Annotated in this window: 18 protein-coding genes and 1 pseudogene; 10 read left to right on the forward strand and 9 right to left on the reverse strand. The window is 63.1% G+C overall.

Going from position 1 to position 23,418, the window contains the following annotated elements; all coding sequences use genetic code 11:
• Nucleotides 1-76 precede the first annotated feature (76 nt).
• Nucleotides 77-2,491 carry a phenylalanine--tRNA ligase subunit beta gene (gene pheT, locus AB6N07_RS00295; protein ID WP_370675842.1) on the forward strand — a complete coding sequence of 805 codons (2,415 nt, stop codon included), beginning with the start codon at nucleotides 77-79 and terminating at the stop codon, nucleotides 2,489-2,491.
• A gap of 66 nt (nucleotides 2,492-2,557) precedes the next feature.
• Here the strand turns inward: pheT and rbsK are convergent, their stop codons facing one another.
• From rbsK to AB6N07_RS00320, 5 genes are all read right to left on the reverse strand, one after another.
• Nucleotides 2,558-3,478: a ribokinase gene (gene rbsK, locus AB6N07_RS00300; protein ID WP_370675843.1), complete on the reverse strand. Its 921-nt coding sequence runs from the start codon at nucleotides 3,476-3,478 to the stop codon at nucleotides 2,558-2,560.
• Nucleotides 3,479-3,497: 19 nt separating this feature from the next.
• Nucleotides 3,498-4,496, reverse strand: a complete 999-nt coding sequence (locus AB6N07_RS00305) for an ABC transporter permease (RefSeq protein ID WP_370675844.1) — start codon at nucleotides 4,494-4,496, stop codon at nucleotides 3,498-3,500.
• A 2-nt stretch (nucleotides 4,497-4,498) separates the two neighbouring features.
• A complete protein-coding gene (locus AB6N07_RS00310) occupies nucleotides 4,499-5,494 on the reverse strand; it encodes an ABC transporter permease (RefSeq protein WP_370675845.1) in 996 nt (331 codons plus the stop codon).
• Entirely contained in the window at nucleotides 5,487-6,989 is a 1,503-nt protein-coding gene (locus AB6N07_RS00315) for a sugar ABC transporter ATP-binding protein (protein ID WP_370675846.1), read from the reverse strand. Before AB6N07_RS00315 ends, AB6N07_RS00310 begins: the two co-directional genes overlap by 8 nt.
• Before the next feature lie 128 nt (nucleotides 6,990-7,117).
• Nucleotides 7,118-8,107 carry a substrate-binding domain-containing protein gene (locus AB6N07_RS00320; protein WP_370675847.1) on the reverse strand — a complete coding sequence of 330 codons (990 nt, stop codon included), beginning with the start codon at nucleotides 8,105-8,107 and terminating at the stop codon, nucleotides 7,118-7,120.
• Between the two features lie 235 nt (nucleotides 8,108-8,342).
• Here AB6N07_RS00320 and AB6N07_RS00325 point away from each other — a divergent pair, with 235 nt between their 5' ends.
• Together AB6N07_RS00325 and AB6N07_RS00330 are read left to right on the forward strand one after the other, a co-directional pair.
• A complete protein-coding gene (locus AB6N07_RS00325; RefSeq protein ID WP_370675848.1) occupies nucleotides 8,343-9,425 on the forward strand; it encodes a LacI family DNA-binding transcriptional regulator in 1,083 nt (360 codons plus the stop codon).
• 93 nt (nucleotides 9,426-9,518) lie between these two features.
• Nucleotides 9,519-10,451 (forward strand): sugar phosphate isomerase/epimerase family protein, encoded by a 933-nt coding sequence (locus AB6N07_RS00330; protein ID WP_370675849.1) that lies wholly within the window; start codon nucleotides 9,519-9,521, stop codon nucleotides 10,449-10,451.
• Nucleotides 10,452-10,556: 105 nt separating this feature from the next.
• Here the strand turns inward: AB6N07_RS00330 and mepA are convergent, their stop codons facing one another.
• Complete coding sequence (mepA, locus tag AB6N07_RS00335; RefSeq protein WP_370675850.1) at nucleotides 10,557-11,411, reverse strand: penicillin-insensitive murein endopeptidase; 855 nt, start codon at nucleotides 11,409-11,411, stop codon at nucleotides 10,557-10,559.
• Nucleotides 11,412-11,504: 93 nt separating this feature from the next.
• Nucleotides 11,505-13,301, reverse strand: coding sequence for a hypothetical protein (locus AB6N07_RS00340; protein ID WP_370675851.1), 1,797 nt, complete (start codon nucleotides 13,299-13,301; stop codon nucleotides 11,505-11,507).
• A gap of 229 nt (nucleotides 13,302-13,530) precedes the next feature.
• Between AB6N07_RS00340 and AB6N07_RS00345 the strand changes: the two genes are divergently transcribed.
• Both AB6N07_RS00345 and AB6N07_RS00350 read left to right on the forward strand, forming a co-directional pair.
• Entirely contained in the window at nucleotides 13,531-14,595 is a 1,065-nt protein-coding gene (locus AB6N07_RS00345) for a glycosyltransferase (RefSeq protein ID WP_370675852.1), read from the forward strand.
• Nucleotides 14,596-14,633: 38 nt separating this feature from the next.
• On the forward strand, nucleotides 14,634-14,999 hold the full coding sequence (locus tag AB6N07_RS00350) for a GtrA family protein (protein WP_370678326.1): 366 nt from the start codon (nucleotides 14,634-14,636) through the stop codon (nucleotides 14,997-14,999).
• Here the strand turns inward: AB6N07_RS00350 and AB6N07_RS00355 are convergent.
• The gene (locus AB6N07_RS00355) at nucleotides 14,987-15,862 is read right to left on the reverse strand and encodes a GNAT family N-acetyltransferase (RefSeq protein ID WP_370675853.1); all 876 of its coding nucleotides are present in this window, start codon (nucleotides 15,860-15,862) and stop codon (nucleotides 14,987-14,989) included. The two genes, AB6N07_RS00350 and AB6N07_RS00355, sit on opposite strands and share 13 nt — an antisense overlap.
• Before the next feature lie 211 nt (nucleotides 15,863-16,073).
• Here AB6N07_RS00355 and AB6N07_RS00360 point away from each other — a divergent pair, with 211 nt between their 5' ends.
• The 5 genes and pseudogenes from AB6N07_RS00360 (at nucleotide 16,074) to AB6N07_RS00380 (ending at nucleotide 22,878) form a co-directional block, all read left to right on the forward strand.
• Nucleotides 16,074-17,147 (forward strand): glycosyltransferase family 2 protein, encoded by a 1,074-nt coding sequence (locus AB6N07_RS00360; RefSeq protein WP_370675854.1) that lies wholly within the window; start codon nucleotides 16,074-16,076, stop codon nucleotides 17,145-17,147.
• Entirely contained in the window at nucleotides 17,140-18,828 is a 1,689-nt protein-coding gene (locus AB6N07_RS00365) for a hypothetical protein (RefSeq protein WP_370675855.1), read from the forward strand. The genes AB6N07_RS00360 and AB6N07_RS00365 overlap by 8 nt, the downstream gene beginning before the upstream one ends.
• Before the next feature lie 216 nt (nucleotides 18,829-19,044).
• The gene (gene dnaK / locus AB6N07_RS00370; RefSeq protein ID WP_370675856.1) at nucleotides 19,045-20,946 is read left to right on the forward strand and encodes a molecular chaperone DnaK; all 1,902 of its coding nucleotides are present in this window, start codon (nucleotides 19,045-19,047) and stop codon (nucleotides 20,944-20,946) included.
• Nucleotides 20,947-21,054: 108 nt separating this feature from the next.
• Nucleotides 21,055-22,184: pseudogene (dnaJ, locus tag AB6N07_RS00375) on the forward strand (molecular chaperone DnaJ).
• A 76-nt stretch (nucleotides 22,185-22,260) separates the two neighbouring features.
• A complete protein-coding gene (locus AB6N07_RS00380; protein ID WP_370675857.1) occupies nucleotides 22,261-22,878 on the forward strand; it encodes a class I SAM-dependent methyltransferase in 618 nt (205 codons plus the stop codon).
• A gap of 9 nt (nucleotides 22,879-22,887) precedes the next feature.
• On the opposite strand, the gene AB6N07_RS00385 is transcribed toward AB6N07_RS00380, so the two are convergent.
• Nucleotides 22,888-23,418 (reverse strand): MarR family transcriptional regulator, encoded by a 531-nt coding sequence (locus tag AB6N07_RS00385; protein ID WP_370675858.1) that lies wholly within the window; start codon nucleotides 23,416-23,418, stop codon nucleotides 22,888-22,890.

Consider the following 23,418-nt stretch of genomic DNA (forward strand, 5'->3'; position numbering starts at 1 on the left):
GCGGCGCTTGCCACGATGTTCCCCGTCCGCATGCCGGGCCAAGCTATTCAGAGTTTCCGATAACGGATTTGCCAAAATGAAGTTCACCCTCAGCTGGCTGAAAGATCATCTCGACACCGACGCCTCGCTCAACGAGGTCGTCGAGGCGCTCACCATGGTGGGCCTCGAGGTGGAAGAGGTTTCCGATCCATCGGCACCGCTCAAGCCATTCGTCGTGGCGAAGATCGTCACCGCCGACAAGCACCCCAACGCCGACAAGCTGAAGCTGCTGTCCGTCGACGCCGGCAAGGGGCCGGTGCAAGTGGTGTGCGGCGCGCCCAACGCGCGGGCCGGCCTCAAGGGCGTGTTCGCGCTGCCCGGCGTCGTCATCCCGGCCACCGGTGCCGTGCTGGAAGTGGGCACCATTCGCGGCGTCGAGAGCCGTGGCATGATGTGTTCGGAGCGCGAACTCGGCCTGTCCGACGAGCACAACGGCATCATCGAGCTGCCGGACGACGCGCCGGTCGGCGTTTCGTTCGCCGACTATCGCGGCGGCGCCGACCCGGTGATCGACATTTCCATCACCCCCAACAGGCCCGACTGCCTCGGCGTGCGCGGCATTGCCCGCGATCTGGCGGCGCGCGGCCTCGGCAAGCTGAAGCCCGATCCGCTGGCGCCCGTTCCCGGCGTCTTCCCCTCGCCCGTACCGATCGCATTGAAGTTCGACGGCGACGATACGCCCTGCCCGGTGTTCGCCGGCCGTGTGGTGCGAGGCCTCAAAAACGGACCGTCACCGAAATGGCTGCAGGACCGGCTCAAGGCGATCGGTCTCAGGCCGATCTCGGCGCTGGTCGACATCACCAACTACCTGACCTTCGACCGGGGCCGGCCGCTGCACGTCTACGATGCCGACAAGCTGACCGGCACCATTTCAGCCCGGTTGGGCAAAGCGGGTGAAAGCCTGCTGGCGCTGGATGGCAAGACCTACGCTGTCGACGACAGCATGTGCGTCATCGCCGACGATGCCGCCGTGCTCGGTCTCGGCGGAGTCATGGGCGGCGAGACCACCGGCTCGACCGAAGCGACCACCTCCGTCTTCATCGAAAGCGCCTATTTCGATCCCGGCCGGACCGCTCGCACTGGTCGCCGCCTTGGCCTGAACTCCGACGCTCGTTTCCGCTTCGAGCGGGGTATCGACCCAGCGTTCGTCATTGCCGGCCTGGAGTTGGCGACGCGCATGGTCCTCGACCTCTGCGGCGGCGAAGCCTCCGAGATGGTGGTCGCCGGTAAGGAACCGCTCCCGAACAAGGTCGTCGACCTCCCGCTTTCCGAGGTGAAGCGCCTTTCCGGCCTCGATCTCCCAGCCGACACCATAACCGGTACGCTTGAAAAGCTCGGCTTCTCGACAAAGGGAAGTGGGGATAGCCGGTCGGTCGCCGTACCGTCCTGGCGGCCGGACGTTTACGGCAAGGCTGACCTCGTTGAGGAAGTGGTGCGCATCGTCGGCCTTGACCAGGTCAAGGCCACGGCGCTACCGCGCCTCGCCTCGGTGTCGCAGAAAGTGCTGACGCCGCTGCAGATTCGTACCCGCCGTGCCAAGCGGGCGCTGGCGGCGCGTGGCTTCGTCGAGGCGGTGACTTGGTCGTTCCTCGCCAAGCCGGTTGCCGTGCTGTTCGGTGGCGGCGCGCCCGAGCTTGAACTCGCCAACCCGATTTCCGCCGACATGAGCGACATGCGACCGAGCTTGATCCCCGGTTTGATCGCCGCGGTGAAACGCAATGCCGACCGCGGCCTCGCCGACGTCTCGCTGTTCGAGGTGGGCCAGATATTCGCCGGCGATCGGCCCGAAGATCAGAGCATCGCGGCAACCGCCGTGCGGGAGGGCAGTGCCGGGTTCGCCGGCGCCGGCCGTCACTGGGCTGGTTCGGCGCCCGCCGTGACCGCCTTCGATGCCAAGGCCGACGCGCTGGCGCTTCTCGACGCCCTCGGTGTCGATATTTCGCGCGTCCAGATCGCCCGTTCGGCGCCGAACTGGTTCCATCCCGGTCGTTCGGGCAGCATCCAGCTTGGGCCGCAGACCGTACTCGCTCACTTCGGCGAGCTGCATCCGGCGGTTATCGAAGCGCTTGACGCCGAGGGGCCGATCGTTGCCGCCGAGGTCATCCTCGACCGCATCCCTGTCGCCAAGGCAAAGGCCGGACGCAGCAAGCCGGCACTTGCGATTTCCGCCTTCATGCCAGTCAGCCGCGACTTCGCCTTCGTCGTCGATGACAGCGTGGAAGTGGCGAAGATCGTCAAGGCGGTCCAGGGTGCCGACAAGAAGTTGATCGGCAGTGTGGATGTGTTCGACGTCTATCGCGGCGAGCATGTGGCCGCCGGACAGAAGTCGGTGGCCATTGCCGTCACGCTGGCGCCAAGCGACCGCACGCTGACCGACGAGGACATCGAAAAGGTGTCCAAGGCGATCGTTGCCTCCGTTCAGAAAGCGACCGGAGCAACCCTGCGCGAGTGAAGGCTCAGTAGAGACGCCAAAGGCCACGGGAGACCGTGGCCTTTATCATTTGGGGTGTGGAGCAGCTCAGCCTCCGGCGAGCAACGCTTCGACCTCGGCGCGCGTCGGCGCGGCATCCGATGAACCGGCCTTGGTGCAAGCGAGTGCGCCCGAAGCGGCGGCGAAGCGGATCGCTCGCTCGACGGGCATGCCTTCGGAGAGCGCCACCGCAAAGCCGGCATTAAAGCAGTCACCGGCTGCGACCGTATCGATAGCCTTGACCTTGAAAGGCGGCACGTGGCCTCGGAAGTCTGCGCTGTCGACGTAAACGCCGCGTGCGCCCAGCTTGACGACGGCGATGGGAAGGCCGGTTTGCGACAGCCGTGACGCAGCGGCGGCGGCGGCCTCGAGATCGACCGGGGCAATACCAGTCAGCGCCTCGGTCTCGATTTCGTTGGGCGTCAGAGCATCGAACAGACGGATGGTCTCGGATGGAAAGGGGAAGGTCGGGATCGGTGCCGGATCGAGAATCACCCTTGCGCCGGCCTGCCTTGCCAGCTCGACAGCTTTGAGCGTTGCCGGAAATGGGTGCTCGAGCTGGGCGAGCAACACCTTGATTCCCTTAAAGCGCGACGCTGCGGCTACGACCTGCTCTTCCGAAACGCCGGTGTTGGCGCCGGGAATGACGGTGATGGCATTTTCGCCCGTGTCGTCGATGCCGATAACGGCGATGCCGGTGGGTAGAGCGGCATCGACCACCAGATGGGTGAGGTCAACCCCGAGGCCGCCGAGCCGAGACTTGATGAAATCTCCGAAGGAATCGGCGCCGATGCGGCCTATGAAGCTCACCGCCTGCCCCTGTCTTGCCACCGCGACGGCCTGGTTGGCGCCCTTGCCGCCAGGAACCATCTGGTAACTGCGGCCGGTCAGCGATTCGCCCGGCCGTGGGGCGCGGTCGGCATAGGTGACGATATCGACGTTGACGGACCCGATGACGATGACGGTCACATTGAACTCCAGGAGAACGCTATTTTCGGCTGTGGGCGAAGGTGGTGCGGGCGCGGACGACCAGCCAGCGACAGATCATCACGGTGATGAGCAAAAGCCCCCAGACGGCAGTCGCGAGGTGCTGATTGGCGCCGAGGATGTTGAGACCGGACGACAGCATCTGCAAGTCGATGAGCGCCACGAATACCGGCAAGGCCTTGCCGAAGCCGCCATCGGGATGGACGCCGCCAAGAAAGCAGGCCAGCACGGTGATCAGCACGTAGGACTCGCCATGGCCAACGCGCACCGAATTGAAGCGAGCCATCATGATGATTCCGGCGACGGCACACATGATGCCGGACAGCGTATAGACCAGGATCACCACGCGGCGGGTATTGATGCCGGAATAGCGGGTCGCTTCGATATTGGAGCCGATCATGTAAGTGCCGAACCCTAGCCGGGAGCGGGTCAGCACGATGTGCCAGATGGCAACGCACAGCAGCAGCACGAGCATCGGCACAGGAATGCCCAACACCGAGCCATGGCCGATGGGGTGAACGAAATCGGGGAAACCCGAGACGTCGCCGCCACGGGTCAGAAACTCGCCAAGACCACGCAGGAAGATCATCATCGACAGCGACACTAGGATGGGATGGGCGCGGGTGAAAGCGATGACCAGCCCCATGACGAAGCCGGCCAGCGCGCCGACACCTAGGGCGGCCACGACCGCCAGGGCGAAGACCTCGGGGCTCGCATCGACGCCGCCGTTGGCGCCAAGAATCCAGGCAACCGTAAGGCCGGCCATGTTGGCGGTGAAGGTGACGGCCAGATTGAAGCCACCGGTGATGATCGGCATCAGCATGGCGAGCGTGAGCAGGCCGAGTTCGGGCAGTTGAAAAGCCACCGAGCCGAAGGTGGCGCCACTCAGAAACTGTGGGGAGGCTAGCGAGAAGACGATCAGGACCGCCAGGAAAGCGAAACCGGGGCCGGCCATGTCGCGGACGAATGGCGCATTCAGGCGCTGGAAAAGGGCGCTCATCGTCAAACTCCTTGGCGACGCAGGAACGGAAGGAGGCGCTCGATGCGCGAGTTGGACAGGGTGATGGCGATGAGAATGATCGCACCGACGATCATCTTGAAGGCGAACGGCGACACGCCCATCAGATTGAGCCCATTCTGGGTGATCTGGGTCAGCATGACGCCGAGCACGCAGCCCAGCACCGTGCCCTTGCCGCCGCCGAGACGGGCGCCACCGAGCACCACGGCGGCCAGCACATCCATTTCGCGCCCGTAGAGCGCGTTCGGCACCACTTCCTGTGCGTAATGGGCCTGGACGAGACCGGCGATACCCGCCATCAGACCGAGCCAGCCGAAGGCGATGAAGCGCATGGCGGCAATGTTGATGCCGAAGCGGCGCGCACCCTCCGGATTGTCGCCAAAGGCGTAGAGCTGCCGACCGATGGTGGTGCGCGTCACCAGCGTCCAGGTGGCGACGACGCAGATCACCATGACCAGGACCGGCAGCGATATTTCGACCCAGCTACCGTCGGACATCTGGCGCTCGTAGAGAGCGATGTGCTCGGTAAGCCAGTCCGGCAGGTCATAGATCGACACGCCCTTGGTGAAAAACATCAACAGGCCGAAGAAGACGTTGAAGGTGGAGATCGACACGACGATCGATGGAATGCCGAAGCCTTGGATCAGCGCGGCGTTGAGGCACCCGAGGCCGATGCCGATCAAGCCGGCGACGATCAGGCCAATGGCCCAGTCGCCGCCGCCGATCCAGGCGACGAACAGAGCCGTTCCATATTGCGCCACCGAAGCGGCGACGGCGAAGGAAATGTCTATGCCGCCGGAGATCAGCACCACCAGAAGGCCGACGGCGAAGATGATGTTGACCGACGAGGTATTGAGAAGATCGAAGGCGTTGCCGACGGTGAAATAGCGGTCGGTGGCTAGCGACAGGACGAGGCTGATGACGGCGATCACCACCAGCAGCGCGCTTTCGGTTCCGTGGGTGCGGAAGAATTTAACCATAGACGGCGGCCTCGATGTCGTGGAGCGAATAGGCGCGCGGATCGTAGCAGCCGACGATACGCCCCTGCGCCATATGCAGGATCCGGTCGGCGTTGAAGTAGACTTCCGGCACCTCATCGGAGATCAGGATGATGGCAAGGCCGCTTTCCGCTAGCCGTGCCACGATGTCGAAGATGCCGGCGCGGGCGCCGACGTCGACCCCCACTGTTGGCGCATCGAGAATGAGCAGGCGCGGGTCGGTGGCCAGCCACTTGGCAATCGCGACGCGCTGCTGGTTACCGCCAGACAGCGTGGATATGGCGTCCTCGGGCTTGCCAATCTTGACCCCGAGATCGGCGATCCATTTGGCGACCAGATTTTTCTTCTTCGCCGGGGAGATCAGGTTGCCCGACAAGATTTTACCGAGCGAGGAAATGACCAGATTGTCGGCAATCGACTGGGCCTGGATGAGACCGAGCGACAGCCTGTCTTCCGACAGATAGGCGACGCCGGCCTTGATGGCGTCGCGATTGGACGAGAAATGCACTTCCCGCCCGTCGAGACGAATACTGCCGGATGTTGGTTTCAGCATACCGAACAGCGTCATGGCCAGTTCGGTGCGGCCGGAACCGAGAAGGCCGGTGATGCCGAGGGTTTCGCCTTGGCGCACTTCAAAGGATATGTCGGAGAACTGACCGGGTCGGCAGAGACCGTCTACGCCGGCAACGACAGGGCGATCGGCACGTGGGGCCGCCCGTACCTGGGCATCGAATGTGCGGCCGGTCATCAGTTCGGTAATCCGCGATTGCGTCATACCCTCCGCCGGATAGACGCCGACAAGCCGACCGTCGCGGAGTACCGTGATCCGGCTCGATATCTCCAGCACCTCAGCCAAGCGATGACTGACGAATACCACCGCGACGCCGGTCGCCGCCAGATTGCGGACGATGGACAACAGGTGGTCGGTCTCCGACTGGGTGAGAGAGGCTGTCGGCTCGTCCATGAAGACGACGCGCGCCTCACCGACCAGCGCCCTGGCGATGGCAACGATCTGGCGCTGGGCGATGGGAAACTCCTTGAGGGGCACATCGACATCAAGGCTGACGCCCAGCCGTCGCAGCGCATCAAGGGCGATGGTCCGCATACGACCGTAATCAACCAGCCTGACACCGTTTCCCATCACCTCGGAAAAGGCGATGTTCTCGGCAACCGTCATTTCGGGAAACAAGGCCAGATCCTGCCAGATCACCTTGATGCCATGGGCGTGGGCCAGCACCGGCGACATGTGGGTATAGCGCTTGCCGTCGAATTCGATCTCGGCGCCGTCGGCTGGGCGGTAGACGCCGGTGATGATCTTGATCAGCGTGCTTTTGCCCGAGCCATTTTCACCGGCGATGCAATGGACCTCACCGGCTTTGAGCTCGAAGGACACGTCGCGCAGAGCACGGACGCCACCAAAGGTGATGTTGATGTTGCGAAGCGACAACAGCGGCTTGTCGCCGACAGTCTCGTCCATGGCTCGGTTCTCTTTGCCGGTCAGCGGAGTTAAGAACCGGGCTGGCGTTGCTGCCAGCCCGGTGTTTGTATGTCACTTCCGGGCGCGTCCCATCGGCCTGTTTGGCCAGGAGAACACCACCCGTGAGGTCAGAGCCCCAAGGCCACGAGATCGGCGACCGTATCCTTGTTGATGGAAACCAGTTGGTCGACGATGATGTTGTGGTTTTCGTAGTCCGGGTGGACGACGCCAAGCCCTTCGATGGTCTCGCCGTCGGCGATTTTCTCACCCTTGATGAGCTTGTCGGCGAGGGTGATGAACACCTCTCCGGCCAGGTTGGGGTTCCACATGAAGCCGCCGGAAAGGGCGCCAGCCTTGAGCAGTTTCTGGCCCTGTCCGGGCGAGAACGGCCCGAGCACCGTGACCTTGCCGATCAGGCGACGCTCCTCAACGGCACGGGCGGCACCGATAGGACCCTGGCTGCCGAAGCCGAGGAAGCCTTTGAGGTCGGGGTTGGCGGCCATCAAATCGAGGGCGGTGCTGCGGCTCTTGTCGACATCCTCGGCAACACCGTAACGGTCGCCGATCAGCTTCATGTCGGGATAATGCGCCTTGATGTAGGCGATGGCGGCATCGGCCCAGGCGTTGTGCAGCGGCACGGTCAACGAGCCGACGAACACCGCGTAGCCGCCCTTGCCACCCAGCAGCTCCCCTAACTGCTTGCCGTAAGCTTCGCCGAAGCCCTTGGCCGAGGCCAATTCGAAGTCCCAGTCGGCACCCTTCTGGCTGGGCGACTCGTGGGTGATGACGATGATGCCCTTTTCGCGGGCCTTGTTGAGCACCGGCTCCAGCACCTTGGCGTCATTGGGGACGACGCCGATCACCTTGACGTTCTGAGCGATGAGGTCCTCGATGGCGCGCACCTGAAGCGCCGGATCGGCGCTGGTCGGCCCAATCATGAAGCCGTCGACACCAAGCTTGGCGCTCTGCTCCTTGATGCCGGCCTCCATGGCGTTGAACCAGGGGATGCCGCCGATCTTGACGACGACGCCGACCTTGGGGGCATCGGCCGCCAAAGCGGCAAACGAAGAGGCAAGCACGAACGACGCCGCGACAGCGGCGGCCATAAGCCGTTTCATGGATCTATCTCCTCCAAAACCGCGGCAGCAGCGCCGCACGTCCGTATCCCGTCCCCTCCCCGGGACGCAGTGATCGGACGGAACATTTCCTCCGTGCCGCAGCCTTCCTGCCGCGACACCAACGATGCACAACGTCTGATGATTTATGTTGCGCAATCGATGGTGCACGGACTATTGATGAAAATATTTGCCTCGTCAAGCATGTTTGGGCTGACCCGGACTTAAGGAGGATGCCTTGCCGCCGGCTCCAGGGAAGAAGACGACGATCTATGATCTGTCGAAATTGTCGGGCTCGTCGCCATCGACCGTCAGTGCCGTTCTCAACGGCACCTGGCGACAAAGGCGCATCAAGGAAGCCACTGCCGAGCTCATCAAGAAGCTGGCGGAGGAAAACCAATACAGCGCCAATCGTCAGGCACGCGGCCTCAGAAATTCACTCTCGGGGCTGATCGGCCTCCTGTTGCCAATCTACGATTTTCACCACTTCTCATCGATAGCCCAAGCGTTCGAACTCAGAGCCCGTCGACGCGGTCTCTGCCCCGTCGTCGTATCTACCCACCGCGATCCGGCCGAGGAGCGGGCGAGCGCCGAGCATCTCATCTCCTACTCTATCGATGCGCTGTTTGTTTGCGGTGCCGCCGATCCGGATGGCGTCCACGAGGTGTGCAAGGCTTCCGGTGTACGGCACATCAATCTCGATCTGCCTGGCACGCTCGCTCCGTCGGTAGTTTCCGACAACTACGGCGGCGCACGGGTGCTGACTGAAGCGCTGATCAACGCCTTTCCGGCCGACGCGCCTCTGACGGCGGATGAATTGATCCTGATCGGCGGCCGTGAAGATGACGCAACGCGTGCGCGTATACGTGCCTTTCACGACGTCAGGGCGACCAGATTCGGCGATTCCGCGACCCAAGCCGTCGATCTCATCGGTTATTCGGCTCGCAACGCCAAGATTGCTTTCGAGCGGCACTTTCAAGAGCGCGGCCGCCTGCCGCGCGCCGTGTTCATCAATTCGGCAATCAATTTCGAAGGCTTCCTGCGCTTTCTGACCGATCACCGCGGCGATGACTTCTCAGGACAGGTGATCGGTTGCTTCGACTACGTTCCGTTCGCGAGCTTCCTGTCCTTTCCGGTCATCATGATTCGCCAGGATGCCGAGCGCATGGTCGCCAAAGCGTTCGAGCTTCTGGACCGGCCGCACGAGGCCCCGAACGTTTTTGTCATTCCGCCGCAACTCGTGCCGCCACGGACCGCCCTGACCGGTCCGCTCGACGAACTGGACTTCCCCAGCGACGATCCGCGCGAAGGCGCCTTGTAACTCGGCGGGCGGGGGCTTGGGAGGGAGCCCGGAGACAATCGCAATTCGCCCTGGTGGGGAGGAAAACCGGGGTGGCAAATCAGGAGGAGAGCCATGAACGATCAACATCCCCGCTGCCGCTTTGGCCTGCATGCCGGGCTTTGGACCTTTGACTGGACCCGGGAGGCCGCCGAACGGGTATTGCCGGAAGCGGCCGACTACGCGATCGAGGTACTGGAGATCCCGATCGGTGAGGTGGAGCGCATCGACGCCCCCCATACCCGAGCACTCTGCGAGCGCCATGGCATCGAACCTACGGCCTCGCTCTGCTTGCCCGAAGGGGCGGCCGCGGCGCTCCATCCCGACCGGGCTAGCGCGGTGCTGCTGCGCGCGCTCGAAACCGCTCATGCGCTGGGAAGCAGGATTCTGACCGGTGTGACCTACACCACGCTCAACTGGCGTTCCGGGGCGCTACCGACGGAGATGGAATACGCCAATATCGTAAGGGCGCTGAAGCCAGTGGCCCGCAAGGCCAGGGAATGGGACATGCTGGTCGGCCTGGAGCCGTGCAACCGCTACGAAACCCACCTTCTGAACACCGGCGCCCAGGCCGCCGCCCTGATCGACCGTCTCGACGAGCCCAACGTTTTCATTCACCTCGACAGCTATCACATGCATGTCGAGGAACATGGTCTCGGTGCCGGCGTGCGCGCAGCCGGCGAACGCTTTCAGTATGTGCATCTGTCCGAAAGCGACCGTGGCCTGCCCGGGTCTGGCAATCTCGACTGGGGCGACCTCTTCCGCTCCATGGCCGAGGCGGGCTTTTCCGGTTATCTCATCGGCGAGATATTCGCACCGTCAACGCCGACCATCGCCGCCGCCCTCAATATCTGGCAGGGCGGAGTACCAAGCCGGCTCGACGTGCTGGAAAAGGGGGTGCCTTTCCTGAAGGCATTGGCCCGGCAGCACGGCCTCATACCGTCACCTGCTCCATTTCATCATCGGGTAGATGACCGGCGCGCCCGCGATAGAACTGAATTGTCCTAGCCGGGTTATGACATGCCGTGGCGGCAAGCACCTGCAAGCGCGCCACCCTGCCGCCCGTTTGATCCGACGCTGGCATGAGGCCACGGGAGACCGTGGCCTTTGCCGTTACTTCGCCACCAGCACCTGAGAACACTCCGGCGGCAGATCCTTCAAGGTGATCTCGGGTGGCGGTGGCTTGGGCTTTGAAGGCTTTGTCGGTTTGGGAGGCGGCGGCGCATACCAGCTCTGGAGTTCGGCTCCACAACCGTCGCCAGACGGTGGTTCGGTCTGGGGCTTGCAGGTTGGCGAGTTACGAGGGCAGGCGATGCGGACGTGGAAGTGGTAATCGTGCCCCCACCACGGGCGTACCTTTGAGAGCCAGCGGCGGTCGCCTGTCGCCTGTTCGCAAAGCGCTTTCTTGATGGCGCGGTTGACGAAGATACGCTCCACCTCCGGCTGCTTGGCCGTCAGGCGAATGATGTTGAATTGCCGGTCCGAGAATTTTTTCGGGTCGACGGTGAGCGTGTTGGGAGCCAGCATCGACACGGCGCTGACCCGCTCGCGTTCATCGTAGGAAAATTCGCGCTTCGGCATCGGTGTCAGCCAAATATCGGCATCGAGCCCGATCTGGTGGCTGGCATGCCCCGACGCCATGGGACCGCCGCGTGGCTGGGACATGTCGCCGACGAGAAGGCCGTTCCAGCCAGCCGCCGGCGCCTTGGCAGCCAGGTGTTCGAGAAAAGAAACCAGCGCTGGATTGCCCCAGTTGCGATTGCGCGACAGGCGCATCACCTGCCACGTTGGGCCGTTGACCGGTAGGAGCGCCGCGCCGGCAAGACAGCCGCGCGCGTAGGCCCCGATCGAGCGGGCGCTGAGCGGCGCGGGATCGGCCACGGCACCGAATAGCTGCTTGGCCGGCGTTTCGGCGGCGGCTGGCAGCACCGCGGCGAGAAGGAAGAGGACGGCGAGGCGACAGGACATAGGACCATTCCGGGATCAATCACCCGCTCATGCTGCGCCCTGCCGGATTAACCGGAGATTAACCAGCACGAGCAGAGCGCATTGGCGATGTTCTCAGGATCGGCACCGCGCCCTAATCGGGGATCGAAGGTCGCAGCCGCAACACCGGCAGCGAACCGGTGATATCGAGACCAGATGGTTTCGCCGAAAAGACCATGCCTGCGGAACCCGAAGCGACTTCGGCGAGCCAGGGGGGCGCACGCCCTCGATCAGACGGGCGGCGAGCCCCTGCGGGGCCCGGGCGGCCATCTGCTGAAGCTCGGCATCGCCGGTACAGGTGGCCAGATAGGTAGCTCCCGTTGCCTGGAAGGCGGCCTCCGGATCGGCTGCGGTGAAGACGGCGTCAACCGCGAGAATGCCGTGAGCGTCGCGATGATAGGGCGCTGCCAGCACGGTGTGCGGCGTCGCCTTGAGCAAGAAGGACCCGAAGTTCGAGGTTGCAACAACGAGACCCGGTACGCGAGCCCCAAGCACTTTGCCGAAAAAGGCGCGGCAGTCGGTCATGTTTGCCTCTTCGGCGGCGCTTGTATCAGGGCGGGCGGTGAAGCGGCCGGTCGCCATGACCAGAAGCGCCCACACCATCGGCACTGCGAAGAGCCAAGCCCAGCGCCGGGCCACCGAACGTGCATCATCCTGTCCGGCGGTCGCCTTGACGGCCAAGGAGGCGATAACGCCGACCGCCGCCGAGGCAACGATCTGCGCACCGACAAGGGCCCGCAACTGCAGCGCCCCAAGCAATACGGATCCCCCGAGGATGGACAGCACGACGGCAAAGGCCGGACGATCAACGGACGGCATGCGGCGAAGCGCCAGCAGACCAAGCACGAAGGCGGCAAATGGTGCGATGTAGAGCGGCGGCACCAACTCCGGTCGCCCCTTAAGCGTGGCGAGAAGGCCCTGCGCCTCGGAGACACGATCGAGCCAGATCGACCGGATCGCGGGATCGACCCCGCCATACGGTCCGGCGAGGCAGGTCGGGAACAACACGGCGCCAATCGCCACCAGGATGCAGGCAACGGCAATCAGTGCACCGCCACGCATCAGCAGACCGGGTACGCCATCGTTGTGGCCCCGCACCATCGCAGCCAGGGCAATTACGGCGCCGCCGCCAATGAAAACCGGGGTCAAATAAGCGAAAGAAAGCGCATCACAGGCTGGCACCAACCAGCGTGACGGTGGAATAGTCGCGACGACGGCGAACAATGTGCCGGCCATCAGCGCGCCGGTGAACAGAACAAGGCCACGCCGCCAGCGATCGGCGTCGATGATCCAGGCGATTGAGAGGCCCAAGATCGCCAGGAGAACGGCGAGCAATGTCTCCATGCCCACCGCAAGACTGAAGGCCGCCGCGGCGCCGGCGGCAAGCGGCCAGCGGCGGGGGCCATCGGCACGCACCAGCCCCATCAGCATCGAGGCGATCAGTACGGCCTGAATGTTGTGATGATCGAGGTCGCCCGGCTCGAAGACGCCTTTTACCTGTGGCGACAGGAAGATCATCAGCAGCGTGACGAGGCGAGCTATGTCGCCACCGAAGCGACCAGCCGCCGAGGCCAAGGCAAAGGCGAAGGGAATCACTAGCAACACAGGCCAGAGATTGGCGGCGAACAGCTCGGCACCTGCGCGGCCCACAAATGGGCTTGCCGCGAGAATTATCGTTGCGATCGGCAGGTCGACCAGGCGCGACCAGTGCATCAGCACGCCAGCCGGAGGGTCAAGGCGATACTGGGTCAGATCGAACCAGCCCTGGCCGGCGAGCAGGTCGCGCACTTCGACAAGGCGCATCATGGAATCGGGATCGCTCCAACCAGGCCCAAGATCAGCCAGCCGGTTGACGACGATAAGCCCGGCCACAAGCAATCCCAACGCTATGGCGAAGAGGAGGCGAGCGCGCGAGCCTAATCCAGAGAAAACGAGCGGGGCGCGAAAGACGCCTTGTTTGGAATTCATTGACCAAAACCGACGACAGGAAGTGGGAAAGACCGGCACCCACGGAGCGTCGTTAGCTTTGCCTTAACACGATGGATAAAAGGTAAAGGTGGCACGCCGCCAACCGCGGCCTGCCCCCCTTCGGATGGCCTTAATGACCGCAAGCGAGACCGCAACCGACGTCGCCCCCGCTTTTGCGGACCTCGACATCGCCGTTGTGCTGCCCTGTTACAACGAAGGGGCGACGGTCGGCGCCGTCGTCCGCGACTTTCGCGCGGCGCTGCCCCAGGCGCGAATCTGCGTCTTCGACAACAACTCCTCCGACCGTACCGCCATTGAGGCGCGCATTGCCGGTGCCGAGGTGATCCGCGAGGGCCGGCAGGGCAAGGGCCATGTGGTCCGGCGCATGTTTGCCGACATCGACGCCGACATCTACGTCATGGCCGACGGCGACGGTACCTATGATCCGCGCGACGCCGTCGATCTCGTGCGCGCGCTGGTCACCGAGCGGGCCGACATGGCGGTCGGCGTTCGTCGCAACGTCACCGTCGATGCCGGTCGCTCCGGCCACGCCTTTGGAAATCGTCTGTTCAACGGCCTCTATCGGCGTCTGTTCGGCCCCGACTTCACCGACGTGTTCTCCGGCTACCGCGCGTTCACACGGCGCTTCGTCAAGAGCTTCCCCGCCGTATCGCACGGCTTCGAGATCGAGACGGAAATGGCCGTGCACGCCGGGCAGCTCCACATTCCCACTGTCGAGCTGCCGCTCGATTATGGCCGCCGCGTCGAGGGTGCGCCGTCCAAGCTACGAACCTTCCGCGATGGCTTCCGCATTCTGATGATGTTCGCTATGCTGGTGAAGGAAACGCGACCGAGCCTGTTCTTCGGTGTGTTCTCCGGCCTGTTCGCCGCAACCTCGATCGTCCTCGCCGTGCCTATTTTTGCGACCTATGTCGAGACCGGTCTGGTCCCGCGCTTGCCTACGGCGGTGCTGTCAACCGGTCTTATGATCCTGGCGGCATTGCTCGCCACGGCCGGCCTTGTCCTCGACAGTCTCGCGCGAGCGCGGGTCGAGCAGAAACGCATCCTCTATCTCTCCATTCCGGCGCTGAAACGCCCGGAGGAAGCGGCCAGGGTGGAAACGAAAGCAAATCTCGCGGCTCTCCGCGAACTCCTGCGCCAGCTTGGCGCGCAGTCCGACCGTCGCAAGGCCGGCTGACATGGTCTTCCCCCCCCAGGCGACTCGTCGGCTTCGCGCTGGCCGGCTTCAGTGGCTTCTTCGTCGACGCCGGACTGACCGAGGCGCTCGCCGGTTTCGGCGTCAGCCCCTATATCGGCCGCGTGTTCGCGGTGGCCGTCGCCATTGCCGTCACCTACACGATCAACCACAACTTCACATGGAGAGAGCGACGCGCTCCCGTGCCAGGGCGCCGGACGCGCTACGTCGCGGTCTCGCTCGCCTCGATTGTCGTCAACTACTTGACCTTCGCGGCCGCCCTCGCGGTCATATCCGGCCTTCGACCGGTCATCGCGGTGGCAGCCGGCACGGGTGTCGGCATGGTGATGAATTTCGTCGGCTATTCGCGTCTGGTCTTCAGAGACGGCAAAGATCAGGCGGCGTAGCGACTGGCGCCAGCGCCGTAATAACGAACATAGCGCTCGGAAATACGGTCGACCGGCAGCACGATCATCACATCGGTGGTGCCGAACGGACGGTCGACGACGGCGCCGCGGCCGACCATGGCGCCGAGCCGGAGATAGCCCTTGATCAGCGGCGGCATCCCGGCGAGCGCCGAGCGCATGTCCACCGCCTCGATCGGCAGCCGGTTCATGGCAACGGCCCGCTCGGGCCGCGCTTCCACCAGCCAGTCGGTGTCGGCCGATGCATGATGGTGCAGGAAGGATAGCGGCAAGGCGAGCGCCTCGGGATCGGTGCCCTCAAAGGAGGCGCAGCCGATCATGGCGTCGATGCCGTGATTGAGCACATAGGCCCAGATGCCCTGCCACAGCAGCTCGACGGTGCGCTTGCTGCGATAAGGCTTCATGACACAGGAACGGCCGAGTTCCAGAAACTCCAGGCCGGCATGCCGAGCGAGCAGTGGCTCGATGGAAAATTCGCCTGCCGTGTAGAAGCCACGATGACGCTCGGCAACCTTCTGGCGCAGGAGACGGTAGGTGCCGACGATGCGCGGCCGCGCCTTGCGGAACGGCCGGATCTCGACATCGTCGTGATCGACGACGAGCAGATGGTCGCAATAGCGGTCGAAGGCATCGACGTCGCGGCGGCGGAGAAAGGTGCGCGGATCGGCCGTCGCCTGCATCTCGCCGTAGAACACGCGGTAGCGCAACGCCTGGGCGGCGCGCACTTCGGCGGCAGAGCGCGCGAGCCGCACTTCGAGGGCACCGATACGGCCGAGCGGCGCCCCCACCCCATCGGTCGTTTGCTTCCCGTAAGTCGCAGGGAAAGTGCCAGGAAGTCCGAACATCGTGAGCCCTCCGCCAAAATGCATAGCCACCATCCCATCCTTGCCGCGAGGATAGTGACAATTCGCCGACGGTCATGTGACATTTTGTTCATCGTTTGATTGTGGGCACAGCTCTTCCGGCGGTATCGCCGCTCAACGGCGGATACTTAATCAACGATTGAGAAGTCGCTGCTAAAACAAAAATTCCCGTGCGCTCGACCTCCAGGCCATCATGACCGACCGCCTTGTCTCGCCCCTTTTGTCAATCGTCGTTCCCTGCTTCAACGAGGAGAGTGGAATCGATGAGTTTCTACGGCGCGCACTGCTCGCGGCAACAGCCGTGGCCGGGCAGAATTTCGAGATTATCGCTGTCGACGACGGCTCAACCGATGCCACTTGGGACATCATTTCCGCCCGATCGCGAGACCTGCCCAATCTCGTTGGCGTGCGCTTGATGCGCAACCATGGGCATCAGATCGCAGCCACTGCCGGCCTTTCGGTTGCTCGGGGTGAGCGCGTGTTGTTGATCGACGCCGACCTCCAGGACCCGCCCGAGCTTTTGCTCATGATGATGCCCACCATGGATCGAGGCGCCGACGTCGTCTATGGCCAACGCAGCCGCCGGGCCGGCGAAACACGTTTCAAGCTGGTGACCGCAGCCATATTCTATCGCCTTCTTGGCCGCCTGGCCTCCGTGCCCATTCCACGTGACACTGGCGACTTTCGGCTAATGAGCCGACGGGTCGTCGATATTCTGCTCGCGATGCCGGAGCGTGATCGCTTCATTCGCGGCATGGTCAGCTGGGTCGGCGGCCGTCAAGTGGCGCTGCCCTATGAGCGAGACGCCCGCTTTGCCGGCGAAACAAAATATCCCTTACGCAAAATGGTCCGCTTCGCTCTGGATGCGATCACCAGCTTCTCAACCGCGCCGCTGCGGGCCGCCACTTGGGTTGGCTTCATTTCCGCCGCGATTGCGGTCGCTCTCGTGGTCTATACGCTGATTCAATGGTTTGCCGGCAATACAGTCGCCGGCTGGTCCAGCCTAATGGCGACAGTTGCCGGATTCTTTTCGATCCAGTTTATCGGCATGGGCATCATGGGCGAATATCTCAGCCGCCTCGTGGAGGAGGCAAAGCAGCGGCCGATGTTCATGGTCGATTGCATCAGCCGCGGCGGTGTCAGCCGGCCGCTGGATCTGCTAACCCCCAGTATGCATCCCTCGGAGCGGCGAGCTGCTGTGGAACGGGCATTCGTGGGTGAAGCCGACCCCAATGCGCCGATTGCTCGGACTGCCATGCATGATTGATGATCGGTACGCCCCGACTCGGGCGCTGTGCGAATCCGTTCCCTTTATCCTGCGCCCCGCACTGTACGTTGCGATTTTCGTTTTGACGTCGGCATTGCTCGTCGTCGCCGTTCGTATTCCGCCGATTCTCGATTTCCCCAACCATTTCGAGCGCATCTTCCTGATTTCAGGCGGCATCGAGCAGCCATTCTTTCACGATGCCTATGCGCTTGATTGGAGCCGGGCCCGCACCAACATCGGAATAGATCTGCTGGCCTATTGGATCGGTCCACTGATTGGACTGGAACTGTTGGCTCGCTCCCTTCTTTTCTTGGCTATTGTCTTACCTCCGATCGGCGCCATCGCTCTCAACCGCCGCATCTTCGGCGGAGAGCATCCATTTCACGTAGCGATTCTATTCCTGGCCTGGTCGACCACACTGATCGGCGGCTTCATAAACTTCCAGATTGGCCTCGGTCTTGCTCTTCTGTTTGCCCTCGTTGATCTTCAGATCGGGCGGCATCGCCTCATCCTCATCAACCTTTGGCGCATGGTCGCCTGCTTCCTGCTGACGCTCGACCACATCTTCGCCGCAGGCTTCTATCTGGTGCTATCGGCAGGTCTTGAGTTGCCGGCACAGTTTCACGATTTCACCGACCGCCGCCTCCTCCGAGCCTCAGCTAAGAGAATCACCCTCGCCGCGGCGGCGGGTCTTGTCCCGATCGCCGGTCTCGTTCTCAGTGCCAGCGGATTGCCGGGTGATGATCAGGGCAACGTTTTTAACTGGAACACACCGCTTCTTGCGCTCTCAAATTTCCTCAGTGCCATCACATCCTATTTCACGCCTGCGGACGTTTTCCTGTTCGTTCCGATTGTCGTTATCATCGTAGAAGCGCGTAGCCGTCGGAAGATTCGCTTTCATGCCGGGCTCCTTGTTTCGGTTGCCTTTCTTCTCGTTTTGTCGATGGTCGCGCCACGCCACGCGATGGGCACCGGCTGGATAAGCTGGCGCTTTCCGATCATGACTCTGCTCGCTGGCGCAGCCGCCATCCGCCCATTTCCAGATGCTACCGGACCTACGCGCAGATGGTTCATCGCGGGGGCAGCCGCAGCGGTCTTTGTCAGGACCATCGTCATTGCTCTGGTTTGGTGGCAAGGCGCCCAAGATGCCACGGCCGTGCAACGCGTCCTCGCCGTCTTGCCGCCGCACCGCAATGTTCTTCCCGTTGGCCATTTTCCCGAACAATGGGCAGGCTGGCGTCATGCCAGCCGTTATTTCTTCTGGGGCCAGGACACCATCCGCCATTTGCCGACGCTTGCAACATCCGACGCAGGTGCCTTTGTGCCCACCCTATTCACGGCTGTCGGCAAGCAGCCTTTGATGGTGATGGGCGGCTTCCGCGATATTTCCGTGCCCGAGGGCAATCTTGTGTCCGTGGGGGCTCTATTTTGCGAAAGCTTGTGGAGTTCTTATTTGCCTTTCACACCCTACCTCGCGAACTGGAGGCGACGCTTCGATTATGTTTTGGTCGTCAATGCGGATCTCCCGGACATGTATGTCGGCTCGAACCTGCCGGATGGTCTGGTCAAAATTGCCGATGCCGGTTTTGCCGCTCTCTACGCGATAGACAAAACGGATACACATCCCCGGTTCGCACAGAAGGCGCAGTGCCCTGCCCCCCAGCCTAGCAACGACAAGTGACCGACTCGCTGAAGAAGCCTCCTTTTCTCGCGGCAACCGCTCTGCAAGCCCCTCCAGCTTCTTGCGTCGCCTTCGCCGGCAACCTATATACCGGCCGAATTCGGGGAGTTCCCCGGTCAGCATTCAACATGAAAAACGGGGACCGGCCGGGGATCCGGCGTCACGCCGAATGCCTCGCAAGGGGGTTCGGACGGTCTGCCTGAACGGAGTGACGAAATGGGCAAGGTTATCGGCATCGACCTCGGAACGACCAATTCCTGCGTCGCCATCATGGATGGCAAGAACGCCAAGGTAATCGAGAACTCGGAAGGTGCGCGCACCACGCCGTCGATCGTCGCCTTCGCCGACGGTGGCGAGCGTCTGGTCGGCCAGCCGGCCAAGCGGCAGGCGGTCACCAATCCAGAGAACACCATCTTCGCGGTGAAACGTCTGATCGGTCGGCGGTTCGAAGACCCAATGGTCGGCAAAGACAAGGACCTTGTCCCCTATACCATCGTCAAGGGCGACAACGGTGACGCCTGGGTGAACGCCGACGGCAAGAAGTATTCGCCCTCGCAGATTTCGGCCATGACGCTCGCCAAGATGAAGGAAACGGCCGAGGCTTATCTCGGCACGAGCGTGACGCAGGCCGTCATCACCGTTCCCGCCTATTTCAATGACGCTCAGCGTCAGGCCACCAAGGACGCCGGCAAGATCGCCGGCCTGGAAGTGCTGCGCATCATCAACGAGCCGACTGCTGCGGCGCTGGCCTACGGCCTCGACAAGTCCGAGCATTCCAAGACCATCGCCGTCTACGACCTCGGCGGCGGCACCTTCGACATCTCGGTCCTCGAGATCGGCGACGGCGTGTTCGAAGTTAAGTCGACCAACGGCGACACCTTCCTCGGTGGCGAAGACTTCGACATGCGGCTCGTCAACTATCTCGCCGACGAGTTCAAGAAGGAACAGGGCATCGACCTGCGCGGCGACAAGCTGGCGCTGCAGCGCCTGAAGGAAGCCGCCGAAAAGGCCAAGATCGAGCTGTCCTCGTCAGCCCAGACCGAGATCAACCTGCCATTCATCACCGCCGACGCCAAGGGGCCCAAGCACCTGACGCTGAAGCTGACCCGCGCCAAGTTCGAAGCGCTGGTCGATGACCTCATCCAGAAGACCGTCGAGCCTTGCAAGGCGGCCCTGAAGGATGCCGGCCTCAGCGCTGGCCAGATCGACGAGGTGGTGCTGGTCGGTGGCATGACGCGCATGCCCAAGGTCCAGGAGACGGTGAAGCAGTTCTTTGGCCGCGAGCCGCACAAGGGCGTCAATCCGGACGAGGTGGTCGCCATCGGCGCCGCCATTCAGGCCGGTGTTCTGGCTGGTGAAGTCAAGGACGTGCTGCTGCTCGACGTGACGCCGCTGTCGCTCGGCATCGAGACGCTGGGCGGTGTCTTCACACGCCTTATCGACCGCAACACCACCATCCCCACCAAGAAGAGCCAGGTGTTCTCGACCGCCGAGGACAGCCAGAGCGCGGTGACCATCCGCGTCTTCCAGGGCGAGCGTGAAATGGCGGCCGATAACAAGATGCTCGGTCAGTTCGACCTGGTCGGCCTGCCGCCGGCGCCGCGTGGCGTACCGCAGATCGAGGTGACCTTCGATATCGACGCCAACGGCATCGTGCAGGTGTCAGCCAAGGACAAGGGCACCGGCAAGGAGCAGCAGATCCGCATCCAGGCCTCCGGTGGCCTTTCGGACTCTGACATCGACAAGATGGTGAAGGACGCCGAGGCCAACGCCTCCGCCGACAAGGCGCGCCGCGAGGCGGTCGAGGCAAGGAACCACGCCGAAGCGCTGGTCCACTCGACCGAGAAGTCGCTGGCCGACTATGGCGACAAGGTCTCTTCCTCCGACAAGTCGATTATCGAAAACGCCATCGTCGACCTCAAGGCAGTGATCGATTCCAACGACGCCGAGGATATCAAGGCCAAAACCACCGCCCTCGCCCAGGCGGCCATGAAGCTCGGCGAGGCGATGTATGCCGCCCAGCAGCCGGGCGCCGCCGAGGAGAAGCCGAGCACCGAGGGCGACGATGTCCTCGACGCCGACTTCGAGGAAGTCAAGGACGACAAGAAGAACGGCTAAGGCCGGGCTTCTTGCGCATCCGGCTCCCCGGTTGAGTAATCGGGGAGCCATTCCCTGTTCAGAATGGACGGAAGGCGCCGTCCGTTCCCGCGCACCTCGGGACAAACGATGGCCAAACGCGACTATTACGACGTGCTGGGCATTCCCCGCGACGCCGACGAGAAGACGCTGAAAAGCGCCTTCCGTAAGCTCGCCATGCAGCTGCATCCGGACAAGAATCCGGGAGATGCCACCGCCGAGGCCCGCTTCAAGGAAGCCAATGAGGCCTACGAGGTCCTAAAGGACCCGCAAAAGAAGGCCGCCTACGACCGCTTCGGGCACGCCGCTTTTGAGAATGGCATGGGCGGACGCGGCGCGGACGCCGGCTTTGGCTCCTCAATGGCCGACATTTTTGACGATATTTTCGGCGAGTTCATGGGCGGTGGCCGACGTAGCCGACCCAACGGCCGCGAGCGCGGTGCCGACCTTCGCTACAATCTCGATATCACTTTGGAAGAGGCTTTCGCCGGCAAGACCGTCGAGATCCACGTTCCCACGTCGATTACCTGCGTCAAGTGTTCAGGCACCGGCGCCAAACCAGGTACCAGCCCACAGACTTGCCGCACCTGTGGCGGCATAGGCAAGGTCAGGGCGAGCCAGGGCTTCTTCACCATCGAGCGGACCTGCCCCACCTGCCAGGGCCGTGGCGAGACCATTGCCAGCCCGTGCGATGCCTGCTCGGGGACTGGACGCACCACGCAGGAGCGGACGCTCTCGGTGAACGTTCCCGCTGGCATTGAGGATGGCACGCGTATTCGTCTCTCCGGCGAGGGGGAGGCCGGCCTCAGGGGGGACCGCCCGGCGATCTCTACATCTTCATTTCGCTCCGGCCGCACGCCTTCTTCCAGCGTGATGGCGCCGATCTCCACTGCCGTGTGCCGATCTCCATGACAACGGCAACACTCGGCGGAGAATTCGAGGTACCAACGATCGATGGCAGCAAGACCAAGGTGCGCGTGCCAGAGGGTACGCAAACCGGTAAGCAGTTCCGTCTGAAATCGAAGGGAATGCCCGTTCTGCGATCCCGTGACGTTGGCGACATGTACATCAACGTCATGGTTGAGACGCCGCAACGCCTGACGCGGCGGCAGCGCGAGCTCCTCGAGGAGTTCGAGCGCGAATCGTCGGGGGAGAATAATCCCGAATCTGCCGGTTTCTTCGCGCGCGTTCGCGATTTCTTCGATAATCTAGGCAGTTGAGCCGCCGCCGCCAAAATCTCGACAGGGCGCGGAAAAGTGCGCGCCAGACGGTTTTGCTGTCGAAGTGGAGATTGGGATGTTCGTGCACCGACTGCGGGATGAGGCGATGACCGAGGCGCGTCGCGTGCGCTACCACTGTTCGGAAGAGCTGAAATTTCTGAAGACCTGGGCGACGAAGCCGCTCACCACCGGCGCGGTAAGTCCGTCGGGACGCTGGCTTGCCCGCGCCATGGCGGCGCCGGTGGATCTCGCTTGGGAAGGAACAGTGGTCGAACTGGGGCCGGGCACCGGAGCGGTTACCGCCGCGCTTCTCAAGCGCGGTGTCGCTCCAGAGCGTCTCCTCGCCGTGGAGTATAATCCCGACTTCGCCGAGCACATCCGTGGCCGCTTTCCAGGCCTCCGCGTGACGGTTGGCGATGCTTATGAGTTTGCCGACACGCTGAGATATGCCGGCATCACCAAGGTGGCCGCCGTCGTGTCGTCATTGCCGCTGTTTACCCAGCCGCCGCTTCGCCGCAGGCATCTCATCGAGCAGGCTATGGCCGTGCTGGAACCCGGTCGGCCATTCATTCAGTTTTCCTACGCGCTGGTACCGCCGGTTCCCGCCGACGCCGGGAATTGGACGCTCGACGTCAGTGGTTGGATCGTCCGCAATCTGCCACCAGCCCGCGTGTGGACCTACCGCAAGGCGTGAAACGGTCAATCAGGCCTCTTCACGCGTAACCGATTCGGTCGCGGACGTCTCTCGATCTGCCGGGCAGGCTGCCTCAAAACAGCAATTGCACTGAGTCCGAGCGCACATTCGGCAAAGACGGCGGCGATCATATCCACGCGCCGTGTGGTCACGCATCATCCGGTCAACAAGCCGGTCCAGCAGAACTTGCTCCTCGGCTGAGAGACTGGCCAGAAAGCCGCTGCTTACGGCGAGACGGCGGTCCTGAAGCCCGTCCGCCCGTCGCCGGCCAGCCGGCGTAATTTCGACCAGCACCTCGCGGCCAACCCGGCGGCGCCGATGCAGCAGGCCATCCGTCTCCAGCCGATCAATGAGGCGGACGGTCGCCGAATGGGTGAGGCCGACGATAGCGGCTATCTCGCCAATGCTCGCTGGGGGATTGTTGGCGGCGGAGATCAGCGCGGCGACGGCCGTCGGCGCAAGGTCGTCATCTGCGGAAAGCGTAACATCTGTGACGGCTAGCGACAGGGCAGCGAACTTGTTTGGCAAATGGATGTCCAC

Origin of the sequence: Pleomorphomonas sp. PLEO, assembly GCF_041320595.1 — a bacterium.
Taxonomy (GTDB): Bacteria; Pseudomonadota; Alphaproteobacteria; order Rhizobiales; family Pleomorphomonadaceae; genus Pleomorphomonas.